We start from the raw sequence: 21,878 nt of genomic DNA on the forward strand, positions 1-21,878 counted from the left end.
AGCCTTTAGGACTTCTTGTCGGCAGGCGGATTTTCCACCGGCACAGCTGCCGGCGGCTTCGATTTGTCGGCGGCCTTGGGATCGTCGATCGGCGGCAGTCCGTTGGCAATCTTGTCCTTCAGGCGTGGCAGGTCGGCTTCCTCGGGCTTGTAGGTGATCGCCCGGTTCCACTGATAAACAGCCTCCAGGCGCCGACCGACACGCCAGTAGGCATCGCCCAGATGGTCGTTGACCGTCACGTCGCCCGCTTCCAGCTGCACGGCGCGTTCGAGTTGCCTGACCGAATCGTCGAAGCGGTTGAGCCGGAAATAGGCCCAGCCGAGCGAATCGACGATGTAGCCGTCGTCTGGCCGGGCATCGACGGCCTTCTGGATCATCGCCAGGCCTTCATCGAGGTTGCGGTTCATGTCGACCCAGGAGTAGCCGAGATAGTTCAGCACCTGTGGCTGGTCGGGGTTCAGTTCGAGCGCCTTCTTGAAGTTCGGCTCGGCGATATCCCACTTCTTCAGGCGCTCGTAAGCGATGGCGCGCTGGTAGAAGATGTTCCAGTCGACCTTGGTCGGCACCGGACCGATGATCTCGACGGCCTTGTCGTAGTTTTCGGCCATCGCCTGGTAGTTCTTGGCCTGCGACAGCACGTTGCCGTAGGCGAGATAGCTGCGAATGTCCTTGGGGTCGGAGTTGATCAACGCCTTCAGGTGCTTCAGTGCGTCGTCCGACTTGCCGCCCTGCGCCAGCGCCAGGCCGAGCTGCAGCTCGGAGATGCGGGCCATCGGCGAATCCGAAGGAACCTGCCTGTAGAAGGCGATGGCCCGGTCCATCTGGTCCTGCTTCTCGGCAATACCGCCCAGCAGAACGAGAGTATCGGGGCTCGTCGGATCAAGTGCCCTGGCGGTCTGGAGGTAAAGCGAGACCACATCTTCAGCGCCGTCTCGGTTCAGCGCAGCTGCGACGGAGAACAGCACCGAAGCAGCCCCCTGAGCAGCGTTGCCGACCGCCTGCTCGGGAATCTCGCCCTTGCCGATGCGGTCGCGCAGCGCGTTCAACGGCGCGAAATTGCTGATCATGCTGTCGCCGACCGAGATGGCGTCGAGCGCCTTCTGCTTGTTGCCTTCCTTGGCCTCGAGCGAGGCCAGCGCCATGACGGCGCGCATGTAGGTATCGGGTGCAGTGGCGCCGCCATCCTTGTCGAGGATGGCGCTGTTCAGATGCGAGCGGGCCGATCTTGTGTCGCCGATGACGAGCGCGACCATGCCGGCCTGATAGTTCTTGAAGATGTCGAACCAGTTCGGCCCCTGCATCTTGTCGACCGTCGCCAGGGCCTCCTTGCCCCGTCCGGCGCCAACCTGTGCCCAGGCGGACAGCAGACTGTTCATCATCCGGTCAAGATCGTTCGGGCCGGTATATTTCAGGATCGCCTGCGAAGCCTTGTAATCATGGCGGCGCAGGGCATCCATGCCGCGAACGATGGTGGTTATCCGTTCAACGGTCGGGTCGCCCTTCAGATCGTTGGCGTATTTCACGCCTTCGTCCATATTGCCGTTCAGCAGCAGGGAAATCATCAGGCGCTGGCGGATTTCCGGATTGCCCGGCTCGATCATCAGCGCCTTTTTGTAGAGCGCGATGGCATTGTCGTAGTCATGGTCGACATCGGCTGTCCGGGCGGCAAGGAATGCGCCGGAGAAGGTGTCGACGCGGTCGGGCTGGAACGTCACCGTGTCGCTTGCGGTATCGGGCTTTTTGGCGGCATCCTCGGCGCGCACAGCGGTCATCGCGGTGACTGAAAGCAATGCCGCCAGAGCTGCGCTCGAAAGCAAACGGATGGCAAGTCTTTGCCGCATTAGAAAACCTTTCTTGGAGGGCAACCGGCAGCCGGTCGCACCATGCATACTGTCAGCACTGATTCACAACAGGATGGCTTTTTTGAAGCGGGCCCGCAAGAAATACAGCTGGCGCTTCTCAGTGAACGCGCTCGATGCTGAAGTCGATGACCTCAAGCAAGGCCGATTTCCAGGGGCTTTCCGGCAGCGGTGCCAAGGCATCGCGAGCGATCGTGCCATAGTGCACAGCCCGGCCTATGGTGTCGTTGAGCGCACCATACTTGGTGATCAGGCCCATCGCCTTTTCGAGATTGGCCTCGCTGCTGTTGCCGCCCTCGATCGCGTCGCGCCAGAAGGCCCGTTCGTCCTGGGTGCCCCGACGGTAGGCGAGGATGACGGGCAGGGTGATCTTGCCTTCGCGGAAATCGTCGCCGACATTCTTGCCGAGATCGGCAGCCTTGCCACCATAGTCGAGCGCATCGTCGACAAGCTGGAAGGCGAGGCCGAGATTGGTGCCGTAGGACTTCATCGCATTGCGGCCGGACTTGCCGGTATTGGCGACAATCGGGCCGACTTCGGCAGCGGCGGCAAAAAGTGCTGCCGTCTTGGCGCGGATGACCGACAGATAATCGTCCTCCGTCGTTTCCATGTTCTTGGCGACAGACAGCTGCAGGACTTCGCCCTCGGCAATGACGCAGGCCGCCGTCGACAACACGTCGAGGGCCTCGAGCGAGCCGACATCGACCATCATGCGGAAGGCCTGGCCGAGCAGGAAGTCGCCGACCAGCACGCTTGCCTGGTTGCCCCAGATCATCCGGGCGGTGGAGCGACCGCGGCGCAGGTCGCTCTCGTCGACCACGTCGTCATGCAGCAGCGTTGCCGTGTGCATGAACTCGACTGAAGTCGCCAGCTTGATGTGGTTATCGCCCTTGTAGCCGAACAAGCCCGCAGAGGCGAGTGTCAGCATCGGCCGCAGGCGCTTGCCGCCTGAGGAAATCAGATGCTCGGCCACCTCCGGAATCATCTGTACATCGGACCCAGCCTTGGAAAGGATCAACTGGTTGACGCGCTCCATGTCCGCCTTGGTGAGGTCGATCAGCGGAGTTACGGAGGCCAATTTGTTTTTGCTTTCTTCAAGCGGTATCACGACGCCCAACGACCCGGACTCCTGTTCATTTCGTGAAAACGACAATAAGAAGGGACAGGAGGCGCGGCAAGGGGCGAATTGTTCGGTCGCGCAGATTTGACAGGAAACGCCAGGTTCATGCACGAATTGATACGCACCAACGACCCCGTGACGCTGTCCTTCGCCGAAAGCCTGATGAAGGAGGCGGGTATCCGTTGCATGATCGCGGACGAGGCGATGAGCATTCTCGAGGGATCTCTCGGCATGCTGCCGCGTCGCTTCCTGGTTGAAGAGGACCGTGCCACGGAGGCTCGCCGCATCCTCGTCGATGCCGGACTTGCCGACGAATTGCGCGACGACCGGCGTTAGGGGCGAAAGAGGCTGAGATGTCCGAGCCCGCCGAAACCATCGATGCCTTCCATCGCGGCGCCTTCCATATTGTCCAGCCAAAGGGGCGGGGCCATCGTGCCGGCATGGACGCCATGCTTCTGGCCTCCCTCGTCAACGACATCAGGGCCATCCGGGTCGCCGATCTCGGCGCCGGGGCCGGCGCTGCTGGCCTGGCCGTTGCCTCCAGGCTCGAGCATGCCGAGGTCACGCTGTTCGAGCGCTCTCCCGACATGGTCGCCTTTGCCCGAAAAGGCCTGGCTCTTGTCGAAAACAGCCGCTTCGCCGGACGTGTCTCGGTCGTGAGTGCCGATGTTACCCTGACGGGCCACAGCCGCAACGCGGCCGGGTTGATCGACAATACCTTCCACCACGTCATCATGAACCCGCCCTTCAACGACGGCAGCGACCGGCTGACGCCGGACCCCCTGAAGGCTGAAGCCCATGCGATGACGGAGGACCTGCTCGAAACCTGGCTCCGCACCGCCAGCGCCATACTGATGTCGGGCGGCCAGCTGTCGCTGATCGCCCGGCCGGAATCGGTGGGGGACATCATCGCTGCCTGCGGCCGACGTTTTGGCGGCCTGGAGATCACCGCCATCCATCCGCGTCTCGGCGAGGCCGCCGTTCGCATCCTGGTGACTGCGATCAAAGGATCACGCGCGCGCCTCACCCTCCGTTTCCCGCTCGTCATGCACGAGGAGGGGGGGCACAACTTCACGCCCTTCGTCGACGATCTCAACAACGGCCGGACGGCCTACCGCCGCCGCTGACGGCCTTTAGAAGAAGATGTCGGCCAGCAGTTTGACGTTCAGAAGCGCGATAGCGACGGCGATTAGATAGGCGATGACGCTCAGCCATCGCGGCGCGACCAGGGCGCCCATCTTCGCCTTGTTGGCGGTGAACATGACAAGCGGAAAGACTGCAAAGGACAGTTGCAGGCTGAGCACCACCTGGGTCAGGATCAGTAGTTCCGACGTACCCTTGTCTCCGAACCAGATCGTGACGATCGAGGCTGGAATGATGGCAAGCCCCCGGGTGACCGCGCGGCGGATCCAGGGCTTGAGCTTGATCTGCAGAAAGCCTTCCATGACGATCTGGCCGGCAAGCGTCGCCGTCACCGTCGAGTTTATGCCGCAGCAGAGCAGCGCAATACCGAACAGCGTCGGCGCGATCGCCATGCCGAGCAGCGGCGCCAGCAGCGAACTCGCGTCGCCGAGTTCGACCACTTCGGTCTTGCCGTGGGCATGGAAGGCAGCGGCGGCAAGGATCAGGATGGCGGCGTTGATCAGCAGCGCGAAGGTCAGCGCCAGCGTCGAATCGATGGTTGCGAAGGTCAGCGCCTCGCGCTTCTCGGGCAGGGTTTTGCCGTATCTGCGGGTCTGCACGATGCCCGAATGCAGGTAAAGATTGTGCGGCATGACGGTCGCGCCGAGGATGCCGAGCGCCAGGTACAGCATCTGCGGATCGCGGACGATATCGGTCGTGGGCAGGAAGCCACGCACGACACCGCCCCAGTCAGGGTCGGCCAGCACGATCTGGAAGGCGAAACAGAAGGCAATGACACCGAGCAGCGTGATGATCAGCGCCTCGATCCAGCGGAAGCCGAGGCGCTGCAGATAGAGTATGAGAAACACGTCCAGCGCCGTCAGCAGCACACCCAGTTCCAGCGGCAGGCCGAAAATCAGGTTGAGGCCGATGGCGGTGCCGATCACCTCGGCAATATCGGTGGCGATGATGGCGATTTCCGCCAGCGCCCAGAGCGGCACTGCCACATAGCGCGGAAACGCATCGCGGCATGCCTGCGCCAGATCGCGGCCGCTGGCGATGGCAAGCCTGGCGCAAAGGGACTGCAGCACGATCGCCATGAGGTTGGATAACAGCGCCACGCTGAGCAACGCATACCCAAACTTGGAGCCCCCGGCGAGCGATGTCGCCCAGTTTCCGGGGTCCATGTAACCCACGGCAACAAGATATCCCGGTCCGGCGAAGGCCATCATGCGGCGCAGCTTGGAGCCGCCGTTATGGGTGTTCACGGAACCGTGCACGTCGGCAAGGCTGAGGTCGAGACTGTCCTGTCGCCATCCGGCCGCAGGTTTCGGTTTGATCGCGTCCATCATTTCCTCGCGTGCAATATTGCAGTGCAAGAGTAGCTTTTTAGAATGATAATGCAAGTCATTCGCAATAAGAATTTTAAAGCTCGTTTTTCCGTTCCGAAACTCGTTCCCGGCGCGTGGTTGATGGCGAGAGTTGAAGCAACTGCTGCCGGTCAGTCGTTCTCCTGACTACTTCCCAAGCTTCTTTTAGATTGTTGTTAATAACCGTGGTGTCATATCAATGTCATCGATCGGTCATGAAGACTCGTCTTTGGCCCGCGCCTATTAAGGGGCGACAGCGGGTTTCGGAGGGGCTTCCGTGGCGATGATTTGCTTTGCAAATAGTGGACGGGGAATGGGTGGACGCGCTGCGGCCGCCGTTGCCGATGAGCTGTTGCAGAGCGGCGTCACGACGGCCTTGTACAGATGCCTGCGGGGCGCGGATCGCGAAGCGGCTTTTCAGCCCGAGCATGTCGACACTCGTCGGGCATCGGTCTGCGGGCGGCAATTCATCGAGGACACGCGGCGGCTGAGGTCTCTGCATGAGCATCTCCTTGTCGATCTCTCCGATGCCAGCGATCAGATCTCCGCCATCGCGTTTGCCAGCGCGGATTTGATCCTTCTTCCATTTCTTCCCCACGAGGCGAATGCCGAGCCTTTTCTCCGCAGCATCGAACTGCTCGAAATTATGTCCTCCCACCGCCCGCAGCCGCTGAGGCATGCCGTCTTCCTTGCCAGCAGCGACAGCATCGGTCCCGCCCTGCATCTGGAAATTTCGGGCCAGTTGATCCGCCGTGGCCTGATGACACTGGCCGTCCCGTTCCGCGAACAGCGGCCGCGTGCGAGTGGTAGCGCTTCAGTATCGATGAGGCCGCTTGCCGAACTCGGCAATAACGGCAACGTGCCCTTCGCGAAAACCGATATCGCCCGCTTTGTCGAATGCGCCCTCGACGCAGCGCGTCATTCGCGGCAGCCCACCATGCCAGGCGCATTGGCCTCAGGCTGACGGGCAAGCACCGAACGTGGCATATGCCAGAGGTTGACGCCTGGCGCGGCGCTCAAAAACGTCTCCGATGAAAGCAACGCACGTTCCTTGAATTCAGCTTGATTTCATTCCGGGGCGCTACTGGCAAGATGCTCATAATGTATCTGCCGGCAGGCTGCTCCGCAAAGATGATCCCAATGAAAGCCAATCTGCTCTCTCGGTCGTGTCGCATGTCACCCGCTACGGTCGGAAAATTGACCGTTCAAGCGCTTATGGGGACGGCGAGCATCCTATGCCTTGCCGGCGAAAGCCACGCGGATCAACCCTTGGAGCGGGTGTCGAGCATCCATTACGAGGTGGCCCCGGACTGTAGCTACAAGTTCACGCTGGTGATCGACGACTTCGTGCGAAAACAGGCCGAAATCAAGGATCTCTCGCAACTGGCGCTGACCTACGATCCGGAAAGAACGACGTTCCGTTTTGTAAAGGGCTGGGTCGAGGGGGCCGACGGCGTTCGTCACGAGCCGGCAGCGAATGCCGTCTTCACCCGCCCAAGCACCGCCTCCCGCGATGCGCCGGGCTTCGTCTCCTCGGTGAAGACGACGGTCGTCATGCCTGCCGTGACGACCGGTAGCCGTGTTCACTACGAGATCGAGGAGGTCGTCTCCAAACCGTCCGTGGTCGGCTTCAATCCGTGGGCGTGGCTTGATCCGTTCGAAAATGCCAGCGTGCATGTCGTCATCGACATGCCTTCCACTCTCCCCCTTAACGTCGCCGGACAGGGCGGCTTCGTGATCACCGACACAACCACGAACGGCATGCGCCACATCGTGGCGGATGCCAGCGTGAGAAACGTGTCGGCCGGCGACAGAGAACAGCACATGGCAGCTCTTCTGGAGTTTCAGCCGCTCTTTCTCGGTACATCGCTGCACGGTTACGAGGACCTCGGCGACATCTATTATCGCTTGAACAGGAACAAGCCTGCCGTCACGCCTGAGATCGAGGCGCTCGCAAAGCAGATCGTCGGAGACCGCAAGGGGGTCGATGCGGCCCGCGCAATTTATGACTGGTGCGCCAAAAACATCCGCTATCTCGCGGTCTCCATGAGCGTCGACGATGGGTGGGTATCGCATGACGCGGCGACGGTTTTGAAGAACGGCTATGGCGACTGCAAAGACCACGTCACCTTGATGCAGGCACTTCTGTCGGCAACAGGCATCCGCTCCGAGGCGGCCCTGATCGACTGGAGCGACCGTGCGAGACCCCTGCCGCTGCCGTCGCCCGGTGAGATCAATCATGCGATCATCTACCTTCCCGACTTCGACATTTTCGCCAATCCGACGAGCCCCTTCACGCCGTTCGGCGTTCTCGATCAGGGACTGAGCGGCAAGATCGCGATTGTCGCAGGCGACCATTCAAAAGTGCGTCGCACGCCCGAAATGAAGCCGGAGACCGCCCAATTCGTCACCACGGGCTCCATCCACATCGGCGGCGACGGAACCGTTGGCGGCAAGGCGACCGCGACGATGTCCCCGAGCATCGAGGAGCCGCTCCGCTCGGCGCTGCAGAACCCCGACGAAAATAATCGCCGTATCGACAGAAAGCTCCGCAACACGCCCGAAGGCGGCTTCGGCCACCTTGCGACGAGCGGGCCCTATGACTTGGATCATCCTTTTCAGCTGACCATGAACTGGCACAGTCCGCACGGCATCGATCCGACGGCCGGTGCCTTCGTCTTGCCGGCACCGCCCTCGTTCGATCCGATCGATGGACCGCGGTCGTTTCTCGACCGGAAGGGCCGGCGGTTGACGCCGATGGCGCTGCCCGTGCGCGATCTCACCTGGAATTTCAGCGTTGATGTACCGCCGGATCTGACAATTTCCAATGCACCCAAGGGCGTTGATGTCAGCAACGCCGCCGGCTCCTACAAGGCGGTCTATGAGCACCGGGACAATTGCCTCGTGGTGCATCGCCAGCTGGTCCTGAAGCAGCGGGAGCTGGAACCTGCCGCCTACGACGACCTGGAGCGTCTCGTCTACGCAGCTCAGAACGACTTCACAGCCATCGTAACGACGGCGGCGGCTGTGTCGTCTGGGGCTAGCGCGGATGGCGGCAATTGCCACCCGTGACACGGGCGGGCGCTTGGTCCTGATCGTGCCAATACGGCAGTGGCGGCACATACTTCCGTCGCTCGCCTGAAGCCGTGGATATGCGCGGTCCATCAGGCGTCGAACAATGACGCTTGCCTGGGTTCAAGCTCTTTCGTCACGTCGGGGATTGTGTTTGCCGTGGCAAACCATACATGCAGCTGACAATCGGGACGAAACAAGGGTTTGACTATGGCCGGACTGCTGAGACGACTGCTGCCGAAGCGCTTTCGCAAGGAAGGTACGGTCATCCCCGTCGTTCGCTTGAGTGGAACGATCATGGCAGGCGGCAGTCCATTTCGGCCGGCGCTCAATCTGGCAACCGTGGGGCAGGCGCTCGACAAGGCGTTTTCGGTGAAGGCGGCGCCCGCCATTGCCATCGTGATCAACTCGCCCGGCGGCTCGCCGGTGCAGTCACGGATGATCTACAATCGCATTCGTGATCTTGCTGTTGAGAAGAAAAAGAAGGTTTTGGTCTTCGTCGAGGACGTGGCGGCCTCCGGCGGCTACATGATCGCTTTGGCCGGCGACGAGATCATTGCCGACCCGACCTCCATCGTCGGCTCCATCGGTGTCGTCTCCGGCGGCTTCGGCTTTCCCGAGCTTCTGAAGAAGATCGGCGTCGAGCGACGCGTCTACACGGCCGGCAGCAACAAGGTGATCCTCGATCCATTCCAGCCGGAGAAAGAGAAGGACATCGAGTACCTGAAGAGCCTGCAGCTCGAGATCCATGCGATCTTCATCCACATGGTGCGCGAGCGGCGCGCCGGGCGGATCAGGGCTGACGACGATACCGTGTTCTCCGGCCTGTTCTGGACGGGGACGCGCGGACTGGAGCTTGGCCTCATCGACGGGCTCGGCGATCTGCGCGGCGAACTGAAGAAGCGCTACGGTGAAAAGACGAGGCTCGAACCCGTCTCCGCCGGCCGCAGCCTGTTCGGCAGGCGCGCCCCGAGCATCGCCTTGCCCGGCTTTGACGCCATTGCCGCAGGCCTTGCATCCGGGCTTGCGGAGGCCGCCGAAGACAAGGCATTATGGGGCCGGTACGGATTATAGGATCGGAACAGCCCCGGCATGGCGCAGCTCATTTTCATCATCGTCATCGGCAGCGTCTGCTGGCTGATCTACAAGCGTTTCGTCGTGGCGGCGCAACGGCTGCAACAGAAATCGCAGCGCCAGGAACGCGAGCGCAGCACCGGCGCGATGGGCACGCTGGTGAAGGATCCGGTGACGGGGGAGTATCGGGTGAAGCGCGACGAGGAGTAGGCGGGCGGAAGCGGGTCAATGCTTTCCGGCACATTGCAACAATCCGCCGCTTCCGGAATTGGACAGGCATTTTGTCGGGTGACCGCTAACCCCGGTCCCGAACCCGTGAAACCCAGTCGGCCCCCGCATAGCTGATGCAGATGACATGGATCGTGCGGGTCTGGTCGTCGACGGTGAAACACACGACTGCTTTTTCGGAAGCCGGTATGGCGCGCAGCCCGGGATAGATGTCGTTGCGCACCGTCCCGATTTTCGGAAAGTCAGCAAGCGTCGCGATGAAGCTCACGATCTCGTCTGTCTTGGCCTCGCCGACTTTGACGCCAGCATAGGCCGAGATCATCGAGGCGGTCTCGAAAAGATCGTCTTCGACGGCCGGATGCCTGCGGATCGTGTAGCGCATGTCGGACCTACATCTTGTGCCGCAAGTGAAGCTTCTGCTTCACGCGCTCGGCCATGTCCGTACCGTCCCACGGCAACCATTCTTCCTCGGGCAGCGCCATCCGTCGCCCAATTTCATCGGTCAGTCCCGTATGTGTCTCGATCGTCGCTTCGTCCTGAATCATCATCCGGGCGATGCCGGCTTCAACGACGCTTGAGATCGAGGGATAGCTACCCTCTTTGACCAACCGTTCCGCATAACGCAATTGGTCTTCTGTCAGCGAAATCTCTGTCTTGACGTTCATTGTCCTTCTCCGGTGAAACAGGTGTTCTATATACTTGTTATCTTGACCCCTGTCCCCTCCCATGGCACCTGTCGCGCTTCTTACCGCAATTCGGATCCCTATCATGACGGCTGCAGCCATCCCCGATCACATGAACCCGAAGCGCTCCTTCCAGGCGCTGATCCTCACCCTGCATGCCTATTGGGCGGACAAGGGTTGTGCGGTTCTGCAGCCTTACGACATGGAGGTCGGTGCCGGCACGTTCCATCCGGCAACGACCTTGCGCGCGCTCGGCCCCAAGCCCTGGAAGGCCGCCTATGTGCAGCCGTCGCGCCGCCCGTCCGATGGCCGCTACGGTGAAAACCCCAATCGCCTGCAGCACTACTACCAGTACCAGGTCATCCTGAAGCCCAACCCGCCGAACCTGCAGGAGCTCTATCTCGGCTCGCTGGCCGCCATCGGCCTCGATCCGCTACTGCACGACATCCGCTTCGTCGAGGACGACTGGGAAAGCCCGACGCTGGGCGCCTGGGGCCTCGGCTGGGAGTGCTGGTGCGACGGCATGGAAGTCTCGCAGTTTACCTATTTCCAGCAGATCTGCGGCATCGAATGCGCCCCCGTCGCCGGTGAACTGACCTATGGCCTGGAGCGGCTGGCCATGTATATCCAGGGTGTCGATTCCATCTACGACCTGAATTTCAACGGCCGCGAGGGCGACGAGAAGATTTCCTATGGAGACGTCTTCCTGCAGGCCGAGCAGGAATATTCGCGCCACAATTTCGAATTCGCCAACACCGAGATGCTGCACCGGCACTTCATCGATGCGGAGAAGGAATGCCAGGCGCTTCTGGCCTTTGGCGCGCCGGGCGAGGGCGACAACCAGGTCCTGCATAAATGCGTTTTCCCGGCCTATGACCAGTGCATCAAGGCCAGCCATGTCTTCAATCTGCTCGATGCGCGCGGCGTGATCTCGGTCACCGAGCGCCAGAGCTACATCCTGCGTGTGCGCACGCTGGCCAAAGCCTGCGGCGAGGCCTTCCTGCTGACGGATGCCGGCGGTGCCAACTGGAACAGGCAGGCCGCCTGAGAACGCCGCGATAGACCCCGAAATGACACATGACAAAGCCACCGTGACCGCATAGTCTCCGGCGGAATTTGGTGTCGTTCTGGGGGCTTAACGATGTATGTTGTTCTGGGCATTGCGGCCCTTGCCGCGGTCTATGTGATCTTTGTCTACAATGGTCTGGTGCGCGCCCGGCAGATGGCCGAAGAGGCATGGTCCGGCATCGACGTGCAGTTGAAGCGGCGCGCCGATCTGATCCCCAACTTGATCGAGACGGTCAAGGGCTACGCCACCCACGAAAAATCGACGCTCGAGGAAGTCGTCTCCCTGCGCAACCAGGCCCAGGCCGTACCGTCCGGCGACGTCGCCGCCCGCGGCGTGGCCGAAGGCCTACTCGGCCAAGCCCTCGGCCGGGTCATGGCGCTCGCCGAAGCCTATCCGGACCTGAAGGCCAACCAGAACTTTTCCGAACTACAAGCCTCGCTGGAAACCATGGAAAGCGAGCTTCAGATGGCCCGGCGCTACTACAATGGCGCTGCCCGCGACTTGAACGTCAAGGTCGAGACCTTCCCCAACAATCTCGTCGCCGGTCCATTCGGCTTCTCCAAGCGGCCCTATTTCGAAATCACCAACGAGGCCGACCGGGCCGTTCCGACCGTCAAGTTCTGAACCTTTTTTGCTTTCGGATTGGCACTGCGACGGGTAAAGGAGGCCATGGCCCCGCTGGTCGGGGCAAGGTTCCCTTTGCAGATGGAAGAGATTGACGATGGGCAGAGCGAAACTCACGATTATTCCGCCGGGCAAGCCGCTCACCGGCCGCGCCATGCCGCCCGGATCGAAGTCGATCACCAACCGTGCGCTGCTTCTGGCAGGCCTTGCCAAGGGCACCAGCCGGCTGACCGGCGCGCTGAAAAGCGACGACACCCGCTACATGGCGGACGCCCTGCGCGCCATGGGCGTCAACGTCGAGGAGCCCGACGATACGACATTTGTGGTGACCGGCAGTGGTAAGCTCACGGCGCCCGCCGGTCCTCTTTTCCTTGGCAATGCCGGCACTGCGACGCGCTTCCTGACGGCCGCAGCGGCCTTGGTTGACGGCACCGTCGTGGTCGATGGCGATGCTCATATGCGTAAAAGGCCGATCGCGCCGCTTGTGGCTGCCCTCCAGTCTCTCGGCATCGATGCGTCAGCGGAGACCGGCTGCCCGCCCGTCACCGTCCACGGCACAGGGAAATTCCAGGCGAGCAAAATCCAGATCGATGGTGGCTTGTCCAGCCAGTACGTCTCGGCGCTGCTGATGATGGCTGCCGGCGGCGACAGGACGGTCGATATCGAGTTGCTGGGCGAGGATATCGGTGCGCTCGGCTACATAGACCTGACGACGGCGGCGATGCAGGCTTTCGGTGCCAAGGTCGAGCGCATCAGTGCCGTGATCTGGCGGGTCGAGCCGACCGGCTACACGGCCACCGATTTCCATATCGAGCCCGACGCTTCCGCTGCGACCTATCTATGGGCTGCCGATGTGCTGACGGACGGTGCCATCGATCTCGGGACGCCGGCCGACGCGTTTACCCAGCCCGACGCCAAGGCGCATGCGGTGATTTCGGCCTTCCCGCATCTGCCGGCTGTCATCGACGGTAGCCAGATGCAGGATGCGATCCCGACCATCGCGGTCCTTGCCGCCTTCAACGAGACACCGGTGCGGTTCGTCGGCATCGCCAATTTGCGCGTCAAGGAATGCGACCGTATTCGCGCGCTATCGACCGGCTTGAACGCGATCCGGGAAGGGCTGGCGACGGAGGAAGGCGACGATCTGGTCGTCGCCGCCGACCCGAGCCTTGCGGGACAGCGTCTAGAGGCATCGATCGATACCTTTGCCGATCATCGGATCGCCATGAGCTTCGCGCTGGCCGGCTTGATGGTGGACGGGATTACCATTCTGGACCCCGATTGCGTTGCCAAGACATTTCCCACCTACTGGCAGGTGCTGGCATCGCTCGGGGTGACTTTCGAAGACGACGCCGGCTAGCGAAAGCATTTCGCGGGGCGCCAAACTGGGTTCGGGGGAACGCACCGTGATAGCGAATGCCGCACGCCTTTGCATGATGGGCCTGGCGCTGATTTTTGCGCAGGGCGCATCTGCGCGCGAGGTCATCAACGACTTCCAGCAGGCCATTGTCCTCGATGCCGACGCATCGATGGATGTAACCGAGACAATCAGCATCACGTCCGAGGGCAGGGACGTCAGGCACGGCATATTTCGCGATTTTCCGCTCACCTTCCGCGACGGCGCCGGCAAGCTGGTGACCGTCGACTTCACGGTCCAGTCCGTGCGCCGCGATGGACGACCGGAAGAATGGCGCAGTGAAAGGATCGACGGCGGCACGCGGATCTACGTAGGATCGGCCGATGTGACGCTCGATCCTGGTCCTCACGAATATGTGCTGACCTACAAGACCGACCGGCAGGTCCGCTATTTCGATGACCATGACGAACTCTACTGGAACGTCACCGGCAATGGCTGGCTGTTTCCGATCCTGCGAACCTCGGCAACGGTAACGCTGCCCGAAGGCGTGACGCAGCAGGGCCTTGCCTTTTCGACTGGCCCGCTTGGCGCCAAGGAAAAAAACGCGAGGGTCCGGGAAGATGGCAGCGACATCGTTTTCGCAGCCACAAGGCCGCTCGCCCCCGGCGAAGGCCTGACGATTGCGGTCAAGCTGGCAAAGGGCGCCGTGGCAGCCCCCAGCGCCGGCCGGCAACGCAGCTGGTTTCTACGCGACAACAGCGATCTCATCATCGCCGGCAGCGGATTGCTGCTGGTGCTGCTCTATTACGGCCGTAGCTGGGTCAAGGTCGGACGCGATCCGGATCGTGGCGTCGTCGTGCCGCGCTGGGACGCCCCGGAGGGCGCATCGCCGGCATTGGTCAACTATATCGACAATCGTGGCTTTTCCGGCGGCGGCTGGACGGCGGTGTCGGCCACTGCGCTCAATCTCGCCGTCAACGGCTATGTGGTGCTGGAGGATCTCGACAGCAGCATCGTCATCCGCCGAACGGCAAAGGCTGCAGACGCCAAGCTGGAGACAGGAGAGCGAACCTTGCTCGAGGCGATCGGCGGCAAGGACGATAGGCTCGTGATCGACAAGGCTCACGGTGAGAAGGTCCAGACAATCGGCGGCCAATTCCGCGACGCCATCGAAAAGGAGCATCGCGACCGCTACTACAAAAGCAATGCGCTCTATACCTTTGGCGGCATGATGCTGTCGCTTGCCGTCTTCGTCTGCATCGTCGTCTTCGGGCGACTTCATGAAAACGCCGTTCCGCTGATCATTGTGCCGGCGATCCTGTCGGTTCTGGCGGTGTTGGTGGCCGTCTTCCTCGGCAAGTCCTTCCGGTCGAGCGGCGGTGCCGTGCGCAAGGTCTTCTCGGTGCTGGTCGCTGCCGTCATCGGCTTCGTCGTCGTCTCTGTCATCTCCATCCTGATCGCGACGCTGACTTCGACGCCCGACATGAGCGGCGAGCTACCGCTGACGGTGGCGATCATCGGCATCTTCGCAGCCAACTGCGTGTTCTTCTTCCTGATGGGTGCGCCGACGGCGCTTGGCGCGAAGATGATGGACGGCGTGGCCGGGCTCCGGCAATACCTGACGCTGGCCGAAAAGGACCGGATGAACATGCAGGGTGCGCCGATGATGTCGCCAAGACATTTCGAAACCCTGCTGCCTTACGCGGTGGCGCTCGGCGTCGAAAAACCTTGGTCGAAAAGTTTCGAGAGCTGGTTTGCCGCCGCAGCAGTAGGGGGCGTCGCTTACGCACCTGTCTGGTATGTCGGCAGCTTCGGTCCTGACAGCTTTTCAGACCGCATCGGCGGCTTTTCCGGATCGATGGCCTCGACAATCGCCTCCACCATCCCGGCCCCGGTCTCAAGCTCGGACAGCGCCTTCTCCAGCAGCGGCGGCGACAGCTCGTCCGGCGGTGGCGGCGGCGGCGGGGGCGGAGGCGGATGGTAGGAGCGCCGTGCTGTGCGTGAGAAGCGGGCTTAATGCGTTAACCTCCCCCTTGAGGGGGGAGGTCGCGGCGAAGCACCAAGGATACCGCGTCATCCGATTTTGGAACACCGAGGTTCATGCTGAACTCGACGCTGTTTTGGATACTATATTTGCCATTGTGCAGCAGCCGCAAATTTTGCTAGCAGAAGCCGACAGTTTTCACCCCACCCCGGCACCGCGTGCCGACCCTCCACCTTACGGGGAGGGTGAGGAATAGTGACATGCCCGATCTCCTGCTTGAACTCCGCTCCGAGGAAATCCCGGCCCGCATGCAGCGCAAGGCTGCCGGCGATCTGAAGAAGCTCGTCACAGACGCGCTGGTCGAAGCAGGGCTGTCCTACGAAGGCGCGCGGGAATATTGGACGCCCCGGCGGCTGACGCTCGACATTCGCGGGCTGACGGCGCGCTCCGCCGATGTGCGCGAGGAACGCAAGGGTCCGCGCCGCGACGCCAACGCCCAGGCGATCGAAGGTTTTTTGCGGGCTGCCGGCCTGTCGTCCATCGAAGAGGCGGAAATCCAGAGCGATCCGAAGAAGGGCGAGTTCTACGTCGCCATCATCGCCAAGCCCGGTCGGGCCGCCGAGGAAATCATTGCTGACGTGATGCCCGGCATCATCCGCAGCTTCCCATGGTCCAACACCATGCGCTGGGGCGCCGCTTCGGCCAGACCCGGCTCCTTGCGCTGGATCCGCCCGCTGCAGTCCATCGTCTGCACCTTCGGCACGGAGCATGAAGGCACCGTCGTCATCCCCTTCGAGATCGACGGCATCGTGGCGTCGGATGTCACCTATGGCCATCGCTTCCACGCCCCCGGCGCACTCACCGTCAAGCGCTTCGACGACTATGTCGCCGGCCTTGAAAAGGCGAAGGTCATCCTCGATGCCGAACGTCGCAAGGAAATCATCGCCGCCGATGCCGCCAACCTGGCGTTCGCCAGCGGACTTGAATTGGTGGATGACCCGGCGCTGCTCGAGGAGGTCTCGGGTCTCGTCGAATGGCCGCAGGTGTTGATGGGCGAGTTCGAGGAAGATTACCTGACGATCCCCTCCGAAATCATCCGCCTGACGATCAAGACCAACCAGAAGTGCTTTGTCACCCGCCCGCAGGGCAGCGAGACGCTGTCGAACAAGTTCGTGCTGATCGCCAATATCGAGGCGAGCGACGGCGGTGCCGAAATCATCCACGGCAATGGTAAGGTCGTACGCGCGCGTCTCTCCGACGCGCTGCATTTCTGGAAGCGCGACCAGGGCGACCTGCCCGACCTCGAAACGCTGCAGGCTTCTGCTGCCAAGTTCGATCTCGACCTCAAAAAGCCGCTCGACCAGCGCATGGCCAAGCTCGACGCCTTGAACGTCACCTTCCATGCCAAGCTCGGCAGCCAGGGCGAGCGGGTTGCCCGCATTCGTGCGCTCGCCGCCGATCTTGCCGAGGTCACCGGCGCCGACAAGGCGCTGCTCGACCGCGCCGTGGTGCTGGCCAAGGCAGATTTGCGCACCGAGGCCGTCGGCGAATTCCCGGAACTGCAGGGGCTGATGGGCCGCAGATATGCTCTGCTGCAGGGCGAAGATGCCTCCGTTGCCGCTGCGATCGAGGACCACTGGAAGCCGAACGGCCCGTCCGATCGGTTGCCGGAAGACAAAGTCGGATTGACGGTAGCGCTCGCCGACAAGCTGGATACGCTGGTTGGCTTTTGGGCGATCGATGAAAAGCCGACAGGCTCCAAGGATCCGTACGCGCTGCGCCGCGCGGCGCTTGGCGTCGTGCGGATCTTGCTGGAACGAAAGGTGCGGCTGCCGCTTCGCCGCGTCGTCAAGGATGCCGACCTGCTGTCCTTCTTCCACGACCGGCTGAAGGTCTACCTGCGCGACCAGGGCGCCCGCTACGATCTGATCGATGCGGTGCTGACGCCGGAGACGGACGATCTGTTGATGGTGGCGCGTCGTGTCGAGGCGCTCACCTTCTTCATCACCTCCGAAGACGGCAAGAACCTGCTGGCCGGCACAAAGCGGGCAACCCAGCTTCTGGCGGCCGAGGAGAAAAAGGGAACGGTGGTCAAAACGTTGGTGGACTCCGAGTTGTTGACGCATGCCGCTGAAAACGAACTTTTCAATGCTGTCATGCGTGCTTCCTCAGAAGGCGCCACGGCTATCCAAACTGAAAATTTCCGTTCGGCGATGACTGCGCTCTCCACGCTGCGCCTGCCGGTCGATCGTTTCTTCAACGATGTTCTGGTCAACGACTCGGACGAGGCGGTTCGTGCCAACCGTCTGGCCCTGCTGCGGATGATCCGGCAGGCGACCGGCATGGTTGCCGATTTCTCGAAGATCACCGGCTAGGCCGGATCAGCCAAATCGGCGGCGTTCTGCGCCGCCGATGGCAAGATTACGTCTGGTTCCAGCGGCGGATCACCGGTTCGCTGAGGTCGTGCTCATAGCCGAGGACGCTGATGCTCGTGGTGTCGAGCGTGAACCGCGCGCCGTCTTCCGGCGGCAGGCCGACCCAGCGGGCGGCGAGCACACGCAGGATATGCGCGCTCGAAAAGATCAGCACCCGGTCGTTGCGCTGCCGCAGTGCTGCGATGATGCCATCCGCCCGCGCCCCGACAGCGGCCGCGTCTTCGCCTTCGGGCGCCCCGTCGCGAAATATGCGCCACCCCGGTCGGGTTTTCTGGATGTCTTTTGTCGTCACCCCCTCATAGGCGCCGTAATCCCACTCCGCGAGATCCTGTTTGATCTCGCGCTGCTCGCCGAAGCCGGCCAGGGTGCAGGTGGTCGACGCGCGCATGGAGGGGCTCGACCAGACGGCATCGAAATGCTGGCCCTTCAGCCGCTCGGCGACCGCGACGGCAGCCGCTTCGCCGGCCGGCGTCAGCGGTATGTCGGACCGGCCAGTGTGCTGGCCCGACAGGCTCCAGGCCGTTTCACCATGCCGCACCAGGGTAATTTCAGGCCATGCACTGCTCATAAAGAACTACCTTTCGCTCGTCTGCGGACGTCCTATCCGCCCGCCGCATAACAAGGCGACGGCGCCGCCGAGTCAACCGTTCGCCTGAGATTCCCGTGCCGCTGACCGAGCCCGGGATCGGCCCGGCTGGAACTCGAGGCCGCCAGGCGCTATCACAGGCGATGATCAAGATTCTCGTCAGCGCCTGCCTCATGGGGCATGCAGTCCGCTACGATGGCAAGGCCAAGCCGCTGCTGCACCCGGCTCTCGAGCGCTGGCAAAGGGAGGGGAGGCTGGTGACGATCTGCCCGGAGATGTCGGCCGGCATGAAGGTACCGCGACCGCCTGCCGAGATCGCGGCTGGCATGAATGGCGAGGACGTTTTGTCAGGCACGGCGCGCGTGCTGGAAATAACCGGCGGCGACGTCACGGACGGGTTTATTGAGGCCGCGGACAATGCCCTGAACCTCGCCCTTCACAGCGGTTGCACCTTCGCCTTATTAATCGACGGCAGCCCGTCATGCGGCTCCGGCTTCATCTACGATGGTGCCTTCACAGGCGTTCGCCATGCGGGCCATGGCGTGACCGCGGCGCGGCTGGCGCAGGCCGGCATCAAGGTGTTTTCCGAACGCGACATCGACCGCTTGGTCGAACAGGTCGACGTACTGTCCTGACGGCTGGACGTTCGGACGGAACAAGCCGCCGGATCGCTCCGGCGGCTAGTCAATGTCGTGGACATGTTCAGGCGCGGTGCCTGGCAGTTGTCAGGCGGCGCGGCGCGTCTGTTGCGTGGTCGGGCGGCCGTTGCCGATGCGGAACCCACGGATCAGATCGAGCAGCTCTTCGGTGTCGTTGGCGAGCGTTTCGGCCGAGGCCGTCGTCTCTTCCGCCATGGCCGCGTTCTGCTGCGTGGCGGCATCCAGCTGGTTCATGGCAGACGAGATCGAGCGCAACGTGGTGTCCTGCTCGGAGGCGCTGTGGGCGATCTTCGAGACGATCTCGTTCGCGGATTTGATCTGGTCGGAAATCCGCTTCAAGGCTGCGCCGGCGTCGCCGACCAGGCGAACGCCATGGCCGACCTCCGTCGAGGAGCGGGCGATCTGTTCCTTGATTTCCTTGGCGGCAGCGGCCGAGCGCTGTGCCAGCTCGCGGACTTCCTGCGCGACGACGGCGAACCCCTTGCCGGCTTCGCCGGCTCTGGCGGCCTCGACGCCGGCATTCAGCGCGAGCAGGTTGGTCTGGAAGGCGATCTCGTCGATAACCCCGATGATCTTGCCGATCTCGGTCGAGGATTGTTCGATGCCGCTCATTGCCCCAATGGCTTCCGACACGATGCCGTCGCTGCGCGAGGCTTCGGCGCTGATGGTTTCGACGCGCTTGCTCGCCTCATGGGCGCCTTCGGCGGTCTGGCGAACGGCGACGGTCAATTCGTCGAGTGCCGCCGAGGTTTCCTCCAGGCTGGCTGCCTGGCGTTCGGTGCGCTGCGACAGCTCGTTGGAGGCGCGGCGGATCTCTTCCTTGGAGACGCCGATGTCCGTACCCTTGGAGTTGACGCGTGTCATGGCTGCTTCGAGATGCGAAAGCGCCTCGTTGAAGTTATTGCGCAATCCGGCATAGCTTGTGCCGAGATCGCTGCAGCGCACGGTGAGGTCGCCCTTGGCCAGCTGCTCCAGCGCTTCGCCGATGGTGGCGACAACCTGTTCCTGGTGCTCTGCCTGGCCCTGCTGTTGGCGGATGTTCTCCTGGCGTTCGGCATTGATCTGACGCTCCTGCGCCACCTGAAGATCGGCCAGCGCCTGACGCTCGCGGAGCTTTTCCTGCAGCGACTGTGTCGCCTTGGCCATCATGCCGACCTCGTTGCTCATGCCGATGTGGGGGATCTGCACGTTGACATCGTCGTCGGCAACCGCGTTGAGCGCACCGCGTACGTCGGCCAGCGGCTGCGATATTCCGCGAATGACATAGAATGCGGCGCCAAGCGCGGCGGCGAACACTGCAAGGCCGACGAGCAAGGTCTGCCAGATCGTCGATCTGATCTGCGCCTCCAGGTCATCCATGTAGACGCCCGTCGCCAGCGCTATGTTCCACGGCGCGAACCGCTTGGTGTAGACGCTCTTGCGGAAGAAGGCGTCGGCCGGATGCTGGGGCTTCGGGCCATAGAAGTCGACCACGCCGCCACCGGCCTGCGCCACCTTGACGATCTGGTCGCGATACATGTTGCCCTTGGGGTCCGGCTTGCCCTTGCTGCTCAGGCCGAGCTTGGCCGCGTCGTAATGAACTCTGAGAACGACATCGTCGTCGTAGCCGAAGAAGTATCCGTCCGGCTCATATCGAACATGGGAGAGCTCGTTGAAGGCCTGCGATTGCGCCTCCTCATGCGTCAGCTTGCCCGCTTTCTCGCGGTCGTAATATTGCTGCATAATGGAGATTCCGGATTCCACCTGGGTGCGCAGCAGAGCATAGCGCTCCTGGTAGATGGCCGCTGCCGAAGTTTGGATTTGGTAGAAGGTGACGCCGGCGAAGGCGATCATCAGGCCAGTGACAAGCACCATCAGTTGGGTGGAGATTCTCAGGTTTTTCATTGCGCCTCGCAACAGAGCAGGTTCACGTGTGCCGGTGCGGTATCCTACCGCTCGTGAACGCGTCGTGGGTGGACGCGTCTGTTGCTGCTGAAAATCACATGCTGCTGCCGGTTGCATATCCATGCAGTATATCAGCTAACAAGTGCTTAAGAATAAGAACCTTATAATAGGCAGCAAATAAGGACAGTTGTCAGGCGGCGGACCTGCTCGCGTTATTGGCCGCGAAGCTGAAAGCCGGAGGTATCGAGCGTGGACAAGGTCTGAGGGGGGCTCGGCACTGCGGCGGTCTTTGCGCCGAGATCGATGCCATCGGTCGATACGCCGGCTGCGGCAAGAGCTTCCGGCGACGCTTTGCTGAAGAAGACCACTGGTGATCCGCCGAGCCAGGCTTCGGTCCGAACGACCTTCTGTTCGCCGTTGATCTCGCGAACGATCATGGTCTGGGTGCCGACCGGCAGCTCCGGAACAACATAGCCGCGATTGACGATCTTAGGCTCGGCTGCCGGGCAATCGACGCAGACCCGCGTTTCTATGCTGTTGCCACTGGTATTGGTCGCTCCGTCCACCGACAGGAACGAGGAAGCCATGGCAGAGCTTGCGGTCAGCAGAAACACTGTGGTCAGGATCATGGGGCGCATAGAACTCTCCATCGGGACTTGCGAGGAGACTAGCGCGCCTTCATTTCCAACCCGTCAGAGGATTCGCTAAACATTTAGCGGAACGGCTGATTTTCAGCCGAACTCGGCCCGTTT

General features: G+C 62.1%; 21 protein-coding genes. 13 read left to right on the top strand and 8 right to left on the bottom strand.

Annotation, left to right across the window (positions count from 1 at the left end; genetic code table 11):
• Nucleotides 1–5: 5 nt before the first annotated feature.
• Nucleotides 6–1,841, bottom strand: a complete 1,836-nt coding sequence (locus tag VH564_RS01480; RefSeq protein WP_423338057.1) for a tetratricopeptide repeat protein — start codon at nt 1,839–1,841, stop codon at nt 6–8.
• Nucleotides 1,842–1,959: 118 nt separating this feature from the next.
• Nucleotides 1,960–2,976: a polyprenyl synthetase family protein gene (locus tag VH564_RS01485; protein WP_423338058.1), complete on the bottom strand. Its 1,017-nt coding sequence runs from the start codon at nt 2,974–2,976 to the stop codon at nt 1,960–1,962.
• A 108-nt stretch (nt 2,977–3,084) separates the two neighbouring features.
• Between VH564_RS01485 and VH564_RS01490 the strand changes: the two genes are divergently transcribed.
• Together VH564_RS01490 and VH564_RS01495 are read left to right on the top strand one after the other, a co-directional pair.
• Nucleotides 3,085–3,315: a DUF2007 domain-containing protein gene (locus tag VH564_RS01490; protein ID WP_423338059.1), complete on the top strand. Its 231-nt coding sequence runs from the start codon at nt 3,085–3,087 to the stop codon at nt 3,313–3,315.
• Nucleotides 3,316–3,332: 17 nt separating this feature from the next.
• Nucleotides 3,333–4,106: a tRNA1(Val) (adenine(37)-N6)-methyltransferase gene (locus tag VH564_RS01495; protein WP_423338060.1), complete on the top strand. Its 774-nt coding sequence runs from the start codon at nt 3,333–3,335 to the stop codon at nt 4,104–4,106.
• A 6-nt stretch (nt 4,107–4,112) separates the two neighbouring features.
• Here VH564_RS01495 and VH564_RS01500 read toward each other — a convergent pair whose 3' ends face one another.
• Nucleotides 4,113–5,450, bottom strand: coding sequence for an Nramp family divalent metal transporter (locus tag VH564_RS01500; RefSeq protein ID WP_423338061.1), 1,338 nt, complete (start codon nt 5,448–5,450; stop codon nt 4,113–4,115).
• A gap of 334 nt (nt 5,451–5,784) precedes the next feature.
• Here VH564_RS01500 and VH564_RS01505 point away from each other — a divergent pair, with 334 nt between their 5' ends.
• The 4 genes from VH564_RS01505 (at nt 5,785) to VH564_RS01520 (ending at nt 9,827) form a co-directional block, all read left to right on the top strand.
• Nucleotides 5,785–6,435, top strand: a complete 651-nt coding sequence (locus VH564_RS01505) for a hypothetical protein (RefSeq protein ID WP_423338062.1) — start codon at nt 5,785–5,787, stop codon at nt 6,433–6,435.
• 209 nt (nt 6,436–6,644) lie between these two features.
• Nucleotides 6,645–8,543 carry a DUF3857 domain-containing protein gene (locus tag VH564_RS01510; RefSeq protein WP_423338063.1) on the top strand — a complete coding sequence of 633 codons (1,899 nt, stop codon included), beginning with the start codon at nt 6,645–6,647 and terminating at the stop codon, nt 8,541–8,543.
• A 210-nt stretch (nt 8,544–8,753) separates the two neighbouring features.
• Nucleotides 8,754–9,617: a S49 family peptidase gene (locus VH564_RS01515; RefSeq protein WP_423338064.1), complete on the top strand. Its 864-nt coding sequence runs from the start codon at nt 8,754–8,756 to the stop codon at nt 9,615–9,617.
• An 18-nt stretch (nt 9,618–9,635) separates the two neighbouring features.
• A complete protein-coding gene (locus VH564_RS01520) occupies nt 9,636–9,827 on the top strand; it encodes a hypothetical protein (RefSeq protein ID WP_423338065.1) in 192 nt (63 codons plus the stop codon).
• Nucleotides 9,828–9,912: 85 nt separating this feature from the next.
• Here the strand turns inward: VH564_RS01520 and VH564_RS01525 are convergent, their stop codons facing one another.
• Complete coding sequence (locus VH564_RS01525) at nt 9,913–10,227, bottom strand: type II toxin-antitoxin system RelE/ParE family toxin (protein WP_423338066.1); 315 nt, start codon at nt 10,225–10,227, stop codon at nt 9,913–9,915.
• A 7-nt stretch (nt 10,228–10,234) separates the two neighbouring features.
• A complete protein-coding gene (locus tag VH564_RS01530) occupies nt 10,235–10,510 on the bottom strand; it encodes a hypothetical protein (RefSeq protein ID WP_423338067.1) in 276 nt (91 codons plus the stop codon).
• Between the two features lie 103 nt (nt 10,511–10,613).
• Here VH564_RS01530 and VH564_RS01535 point away from each other — a divergent pair, with 103 nt between their 5' ends.
• The 6 genes from VH564_RS01535 to glyS all read left to right on the top strand — a co-directional run bounded on the left by VH564_RS01535 (nt 10,614) and on the right by glyS (nt 17,937).
• Entirely contained in the window at nt 10,614–11,576 is a 963-nt protein-coding gene (locus VH564_RS01535) for a glycine--tRNA ligase subunit alpha (protein ID WP_423338068.1), read from the top strand.
• A 93-nt stretch (nt 11,577–11,669) separates the two neighbouring features.
• Nucleotides 11,670–12,221, top strand: coding sequence for a LemA family protein (locus VH564_RS01540; RefSeq protein ID WP_423338069.1), 552 nt, complete (start codon nt 11,670–11,672; stop codon nt 12,219–12,221).
• Between the two features lie 97 nt (nt 12,222–12,318).
• A complete protein-coding gene (locus tag VH564_RS01545) occupies nt 12,319–13,581 on the top strand; it encodes a 3-phosphoshikimate 1-carboxyvinyltransferase (protein WP_423338070.1) in 1,263 nt (420 codons plus the stop codon).
• A 73-nt stretch (nt 13,582–13,654) separates the two neighbouring features.
• Nucleotides 13,655–15,562, top strand: a complete 1,908-nt coding sequence (locus VH564_RS01550; RefSeq protein ID WP_423338704.1) for a DUF2207 domain-containing protein — start codon at nt 13,655–13,657, stop codon at nt 15,560–15,562.
• A gap of 16 nt (nt 15,563–15,578) precedes the next feature.
• Nucleotides 15,579–15,818, top strand: a complete 240-nt coding sequence (locus VH564_RS01555) for a DUF559 domain-containing protein (protein WP_423338071.1) — start codon at nt 15,579–15,581, stop codon at nt 15,816–15,818.
• A 4-nt stretch (nt 15,819–15,822) separates the two neighbouring features.
• The gene (glyS, locus tag VH564_RS01560; RefSeq protein ID WP_423338072.1) at nt 15,823–17,937 is read left to right on the top strand and encodes a glycine--tRNA ligase subunit beta; all 2,115 of its coding nucleotides are present in this window, start codon (nt 15,823–15,825) and stop codon (nt 17,935–17,937) included.
• A gap of 46 nt (nt 17,938–17,983) precedes the next feature.
• Here glyS and VH564_RS01565 read toward each other — a convergent pair whose 3' ends face one another.
• On the bottom strand, nt 17,984–18,565 hold the full coding sequence (locus tag VH564_RS01565; RefSeq protein ID WP_423338073.1) for a histidine phosphatase family protein: 582 nt from the start codon (nt 18,563–18,565) through the stop codon (nt 17,984–17,986).
• 161 nt (nt 18,566–18,726) lie between these two features.
• Between VH564_RS01565 and VH564_RS01570 the strand changes: the two genes are divergently transcribed.
• On the top strand, nt 18,727–19,218 hold the full coding sequence (locus VH564_RS01570; protein WP_423338705.1) for a DUF523 domain-containing protein: 492 nt from the start codon (nt 18,727–18,729) through the stop codon (nt 19,216–19,218).
• A gap of 90 nt (nt 19,219–19,308) precedes the next feature.
• Here VH564_RS01570 and VH564_RS01575 read toward each other — a convergent pair whose 3' ends face one another.
• Nucleotides 19,309–21,126, bottom strand: a complete 1,818-nt coding sequence (locus VH564_RS01575; protein WP_423338074.1) for a methyl-accepting chemotaxis protein — start codon at nt 21,124–21,126, stop codon at nt 19,309–19,311.
• Between the two features lie 212 nt (nt 21,127–21,338).
• Nucleotides 21,339–21,764, bottom strand: coding sequence for a plant virulence effector HPE1-like domain-containing protein (locus VH564_RS01580; RefSeq protein WP_423338075.1), 426 nt, complete (start codon nt 21,762–21,764; stop codon nt 21,339–21,341).
• Nucleotides 21,765–21,878: the final 114 nt, after the last annotated feature.

The organism is Rhizobium sp. HT1-10, from assembly GCF_049472505.1.
Taxonomy (GTDB): Bacteria; Pseudomonadota; Alphaproteobacteria; order Rhizobiales; family Rhizobiaceae; genus Rhizobium.

What these genes read in the sequence shown, in the direction of transcription:
- VH564_RS01480 (WP_423338057.1), bottom strand. Translation starts at nt 1,841, where the DNA reads ATGCGGCAAAGACTTGCCATCCGTTTGCTTTCGAGCGCAGCTCTGGCG.
- VH564_RS01490 (WP_423338059.1), top strand. Translation starts at nt 3,085, where the DNA reads ATGCACGAATTGATACGCACCAACGACCCCGTGACGCTGTCCTTCGCC.
- VH564_RS01495 (WP_423338060.1), top strand. Translation starts at nt 3,333, where the DNA reads ATGTCCGAGCCCGCCGAAACCATCGATGCCTTCCATCGCGGCGCCTTC.
- VH564_RS01500 (WP_423338061.1), bottom strand. Translation starts at nt 5,450, where the DNA reads ATGGACGCGATCAAACCGAAACCTGCGGCCGGATGGCGACAGGACAGT.
- VH564_RS01505 (WP_423338062.1), top strand. Translation starts at nt 5,785, where the DNA reads ATGGGTGGACGCGCTGCGGCCGCCGTTGCCGATGAGCTGTTGCAGAGC.
- VH564_RS01510 (WP_423338063.1), top strand. Translation starts at nt 6,645, where the DNA reads ATGTCACCCGCTACGGTCGGAAAATTGACCGTTCAAGCGCTTATGGGG.
- VH564_RS01515 (WP_423338064.1), top strand. Translation starts at nt 8,754, where the DNA reads ATGGCCGGACTGCTGAGACGACTGCTGCCGAAGCGCTTTCGCAAGGAA.
- VH564_RS01520 (WP_423338065.1), top strand. Translation starts at nt 9,636, where the DNA reads ATGGCGCAGCTCATTTTCATCATCGTCATCGGCAGCGTCTGCTGGCTG.
- VH564_RS01525 (WP_423338066.1), bottom strand. Translation starts at nt 10,227, where the DNA reads ATGCGCTACACGATCCGCAGGCATCCGGCCGTCGAAGACGATCTTTTC.
- VH564_RS01530 (WP_423338067.1), bottom strand. Translation starts at nt 10,510, where the DNA reads ATGAACGTCAAGACAGAGATTTCGCTGACAGAAGACCAATTGCGTTAT.
- VH564_RS01535 (WP_423338068.1), top strand. Translation starts at nt 10,614, where the DNA reads ATGACGGCTGCAGCCATCCCCGATCACATGAACCCGAAGCGCTCCTTC.
- VH564_RS01540 (WP_423338069.1), top strand. Translation starts at nt 11,670, where the DNA reads ATGTATGTTGTTCTGGGCATTGCGGCCCTTGCCGCGGTCTATGTGATC.
- VH564_RS01545 (WP_423338070.1), top strand. Translation starts at nt 12,319, where the DNA reads ATGGGCAGAGCGAAACTCACGATTATTCCGCCGGGCAAGCCGCTCACC.
- VH564_RS01550 (WP_423338704.1), top strand. Translation starts at nt 13,655, where the DNA reads ATGATGGGCCTGGCGCTGATTTTTGCGCAGGGCGCATCTGCGCGCGAG.
- glyS (WP_423338072.1), top strand. Translation starts at nt 15,823, where the DNA reads ATGCCCGATCTCCTGCTTGAACTCCGCTCCGAGGAAATCCCGGCCCGC.
- VH564_RS01565 (WP_423338073.1), bottom strand. Translation starts at nt 18,565, where the DNA reads ATGAGCAGTGCATGGCCTGAAATTACCCTGGTGCGGCATGGTGAAACG.
- VH564_RS01570 (WP_423338705.1), top strand. Translation starts at nt 18,727, where the DNA reads ATGATCAAGATTCTCGTCAGCGCCTGCCTCATGGGGCATGCAGTCCGC.
- VH564_RS01575 (WP_423338074.1), bottom strand. Translation starts at nt 21,126, where the DNA reads ATGAAAAACCTGAGAATCTCCACCCAACTGATGGTGCTTGTCACTGGC.
- VH564_RS01580 (WP_423338075.1), bottom strand. Translation starts at nt 21,764, where the DNA reads ATGCGCCCCATGATCCTGACCACAGTGTTTCTGCTGACCGCAAGCTCT.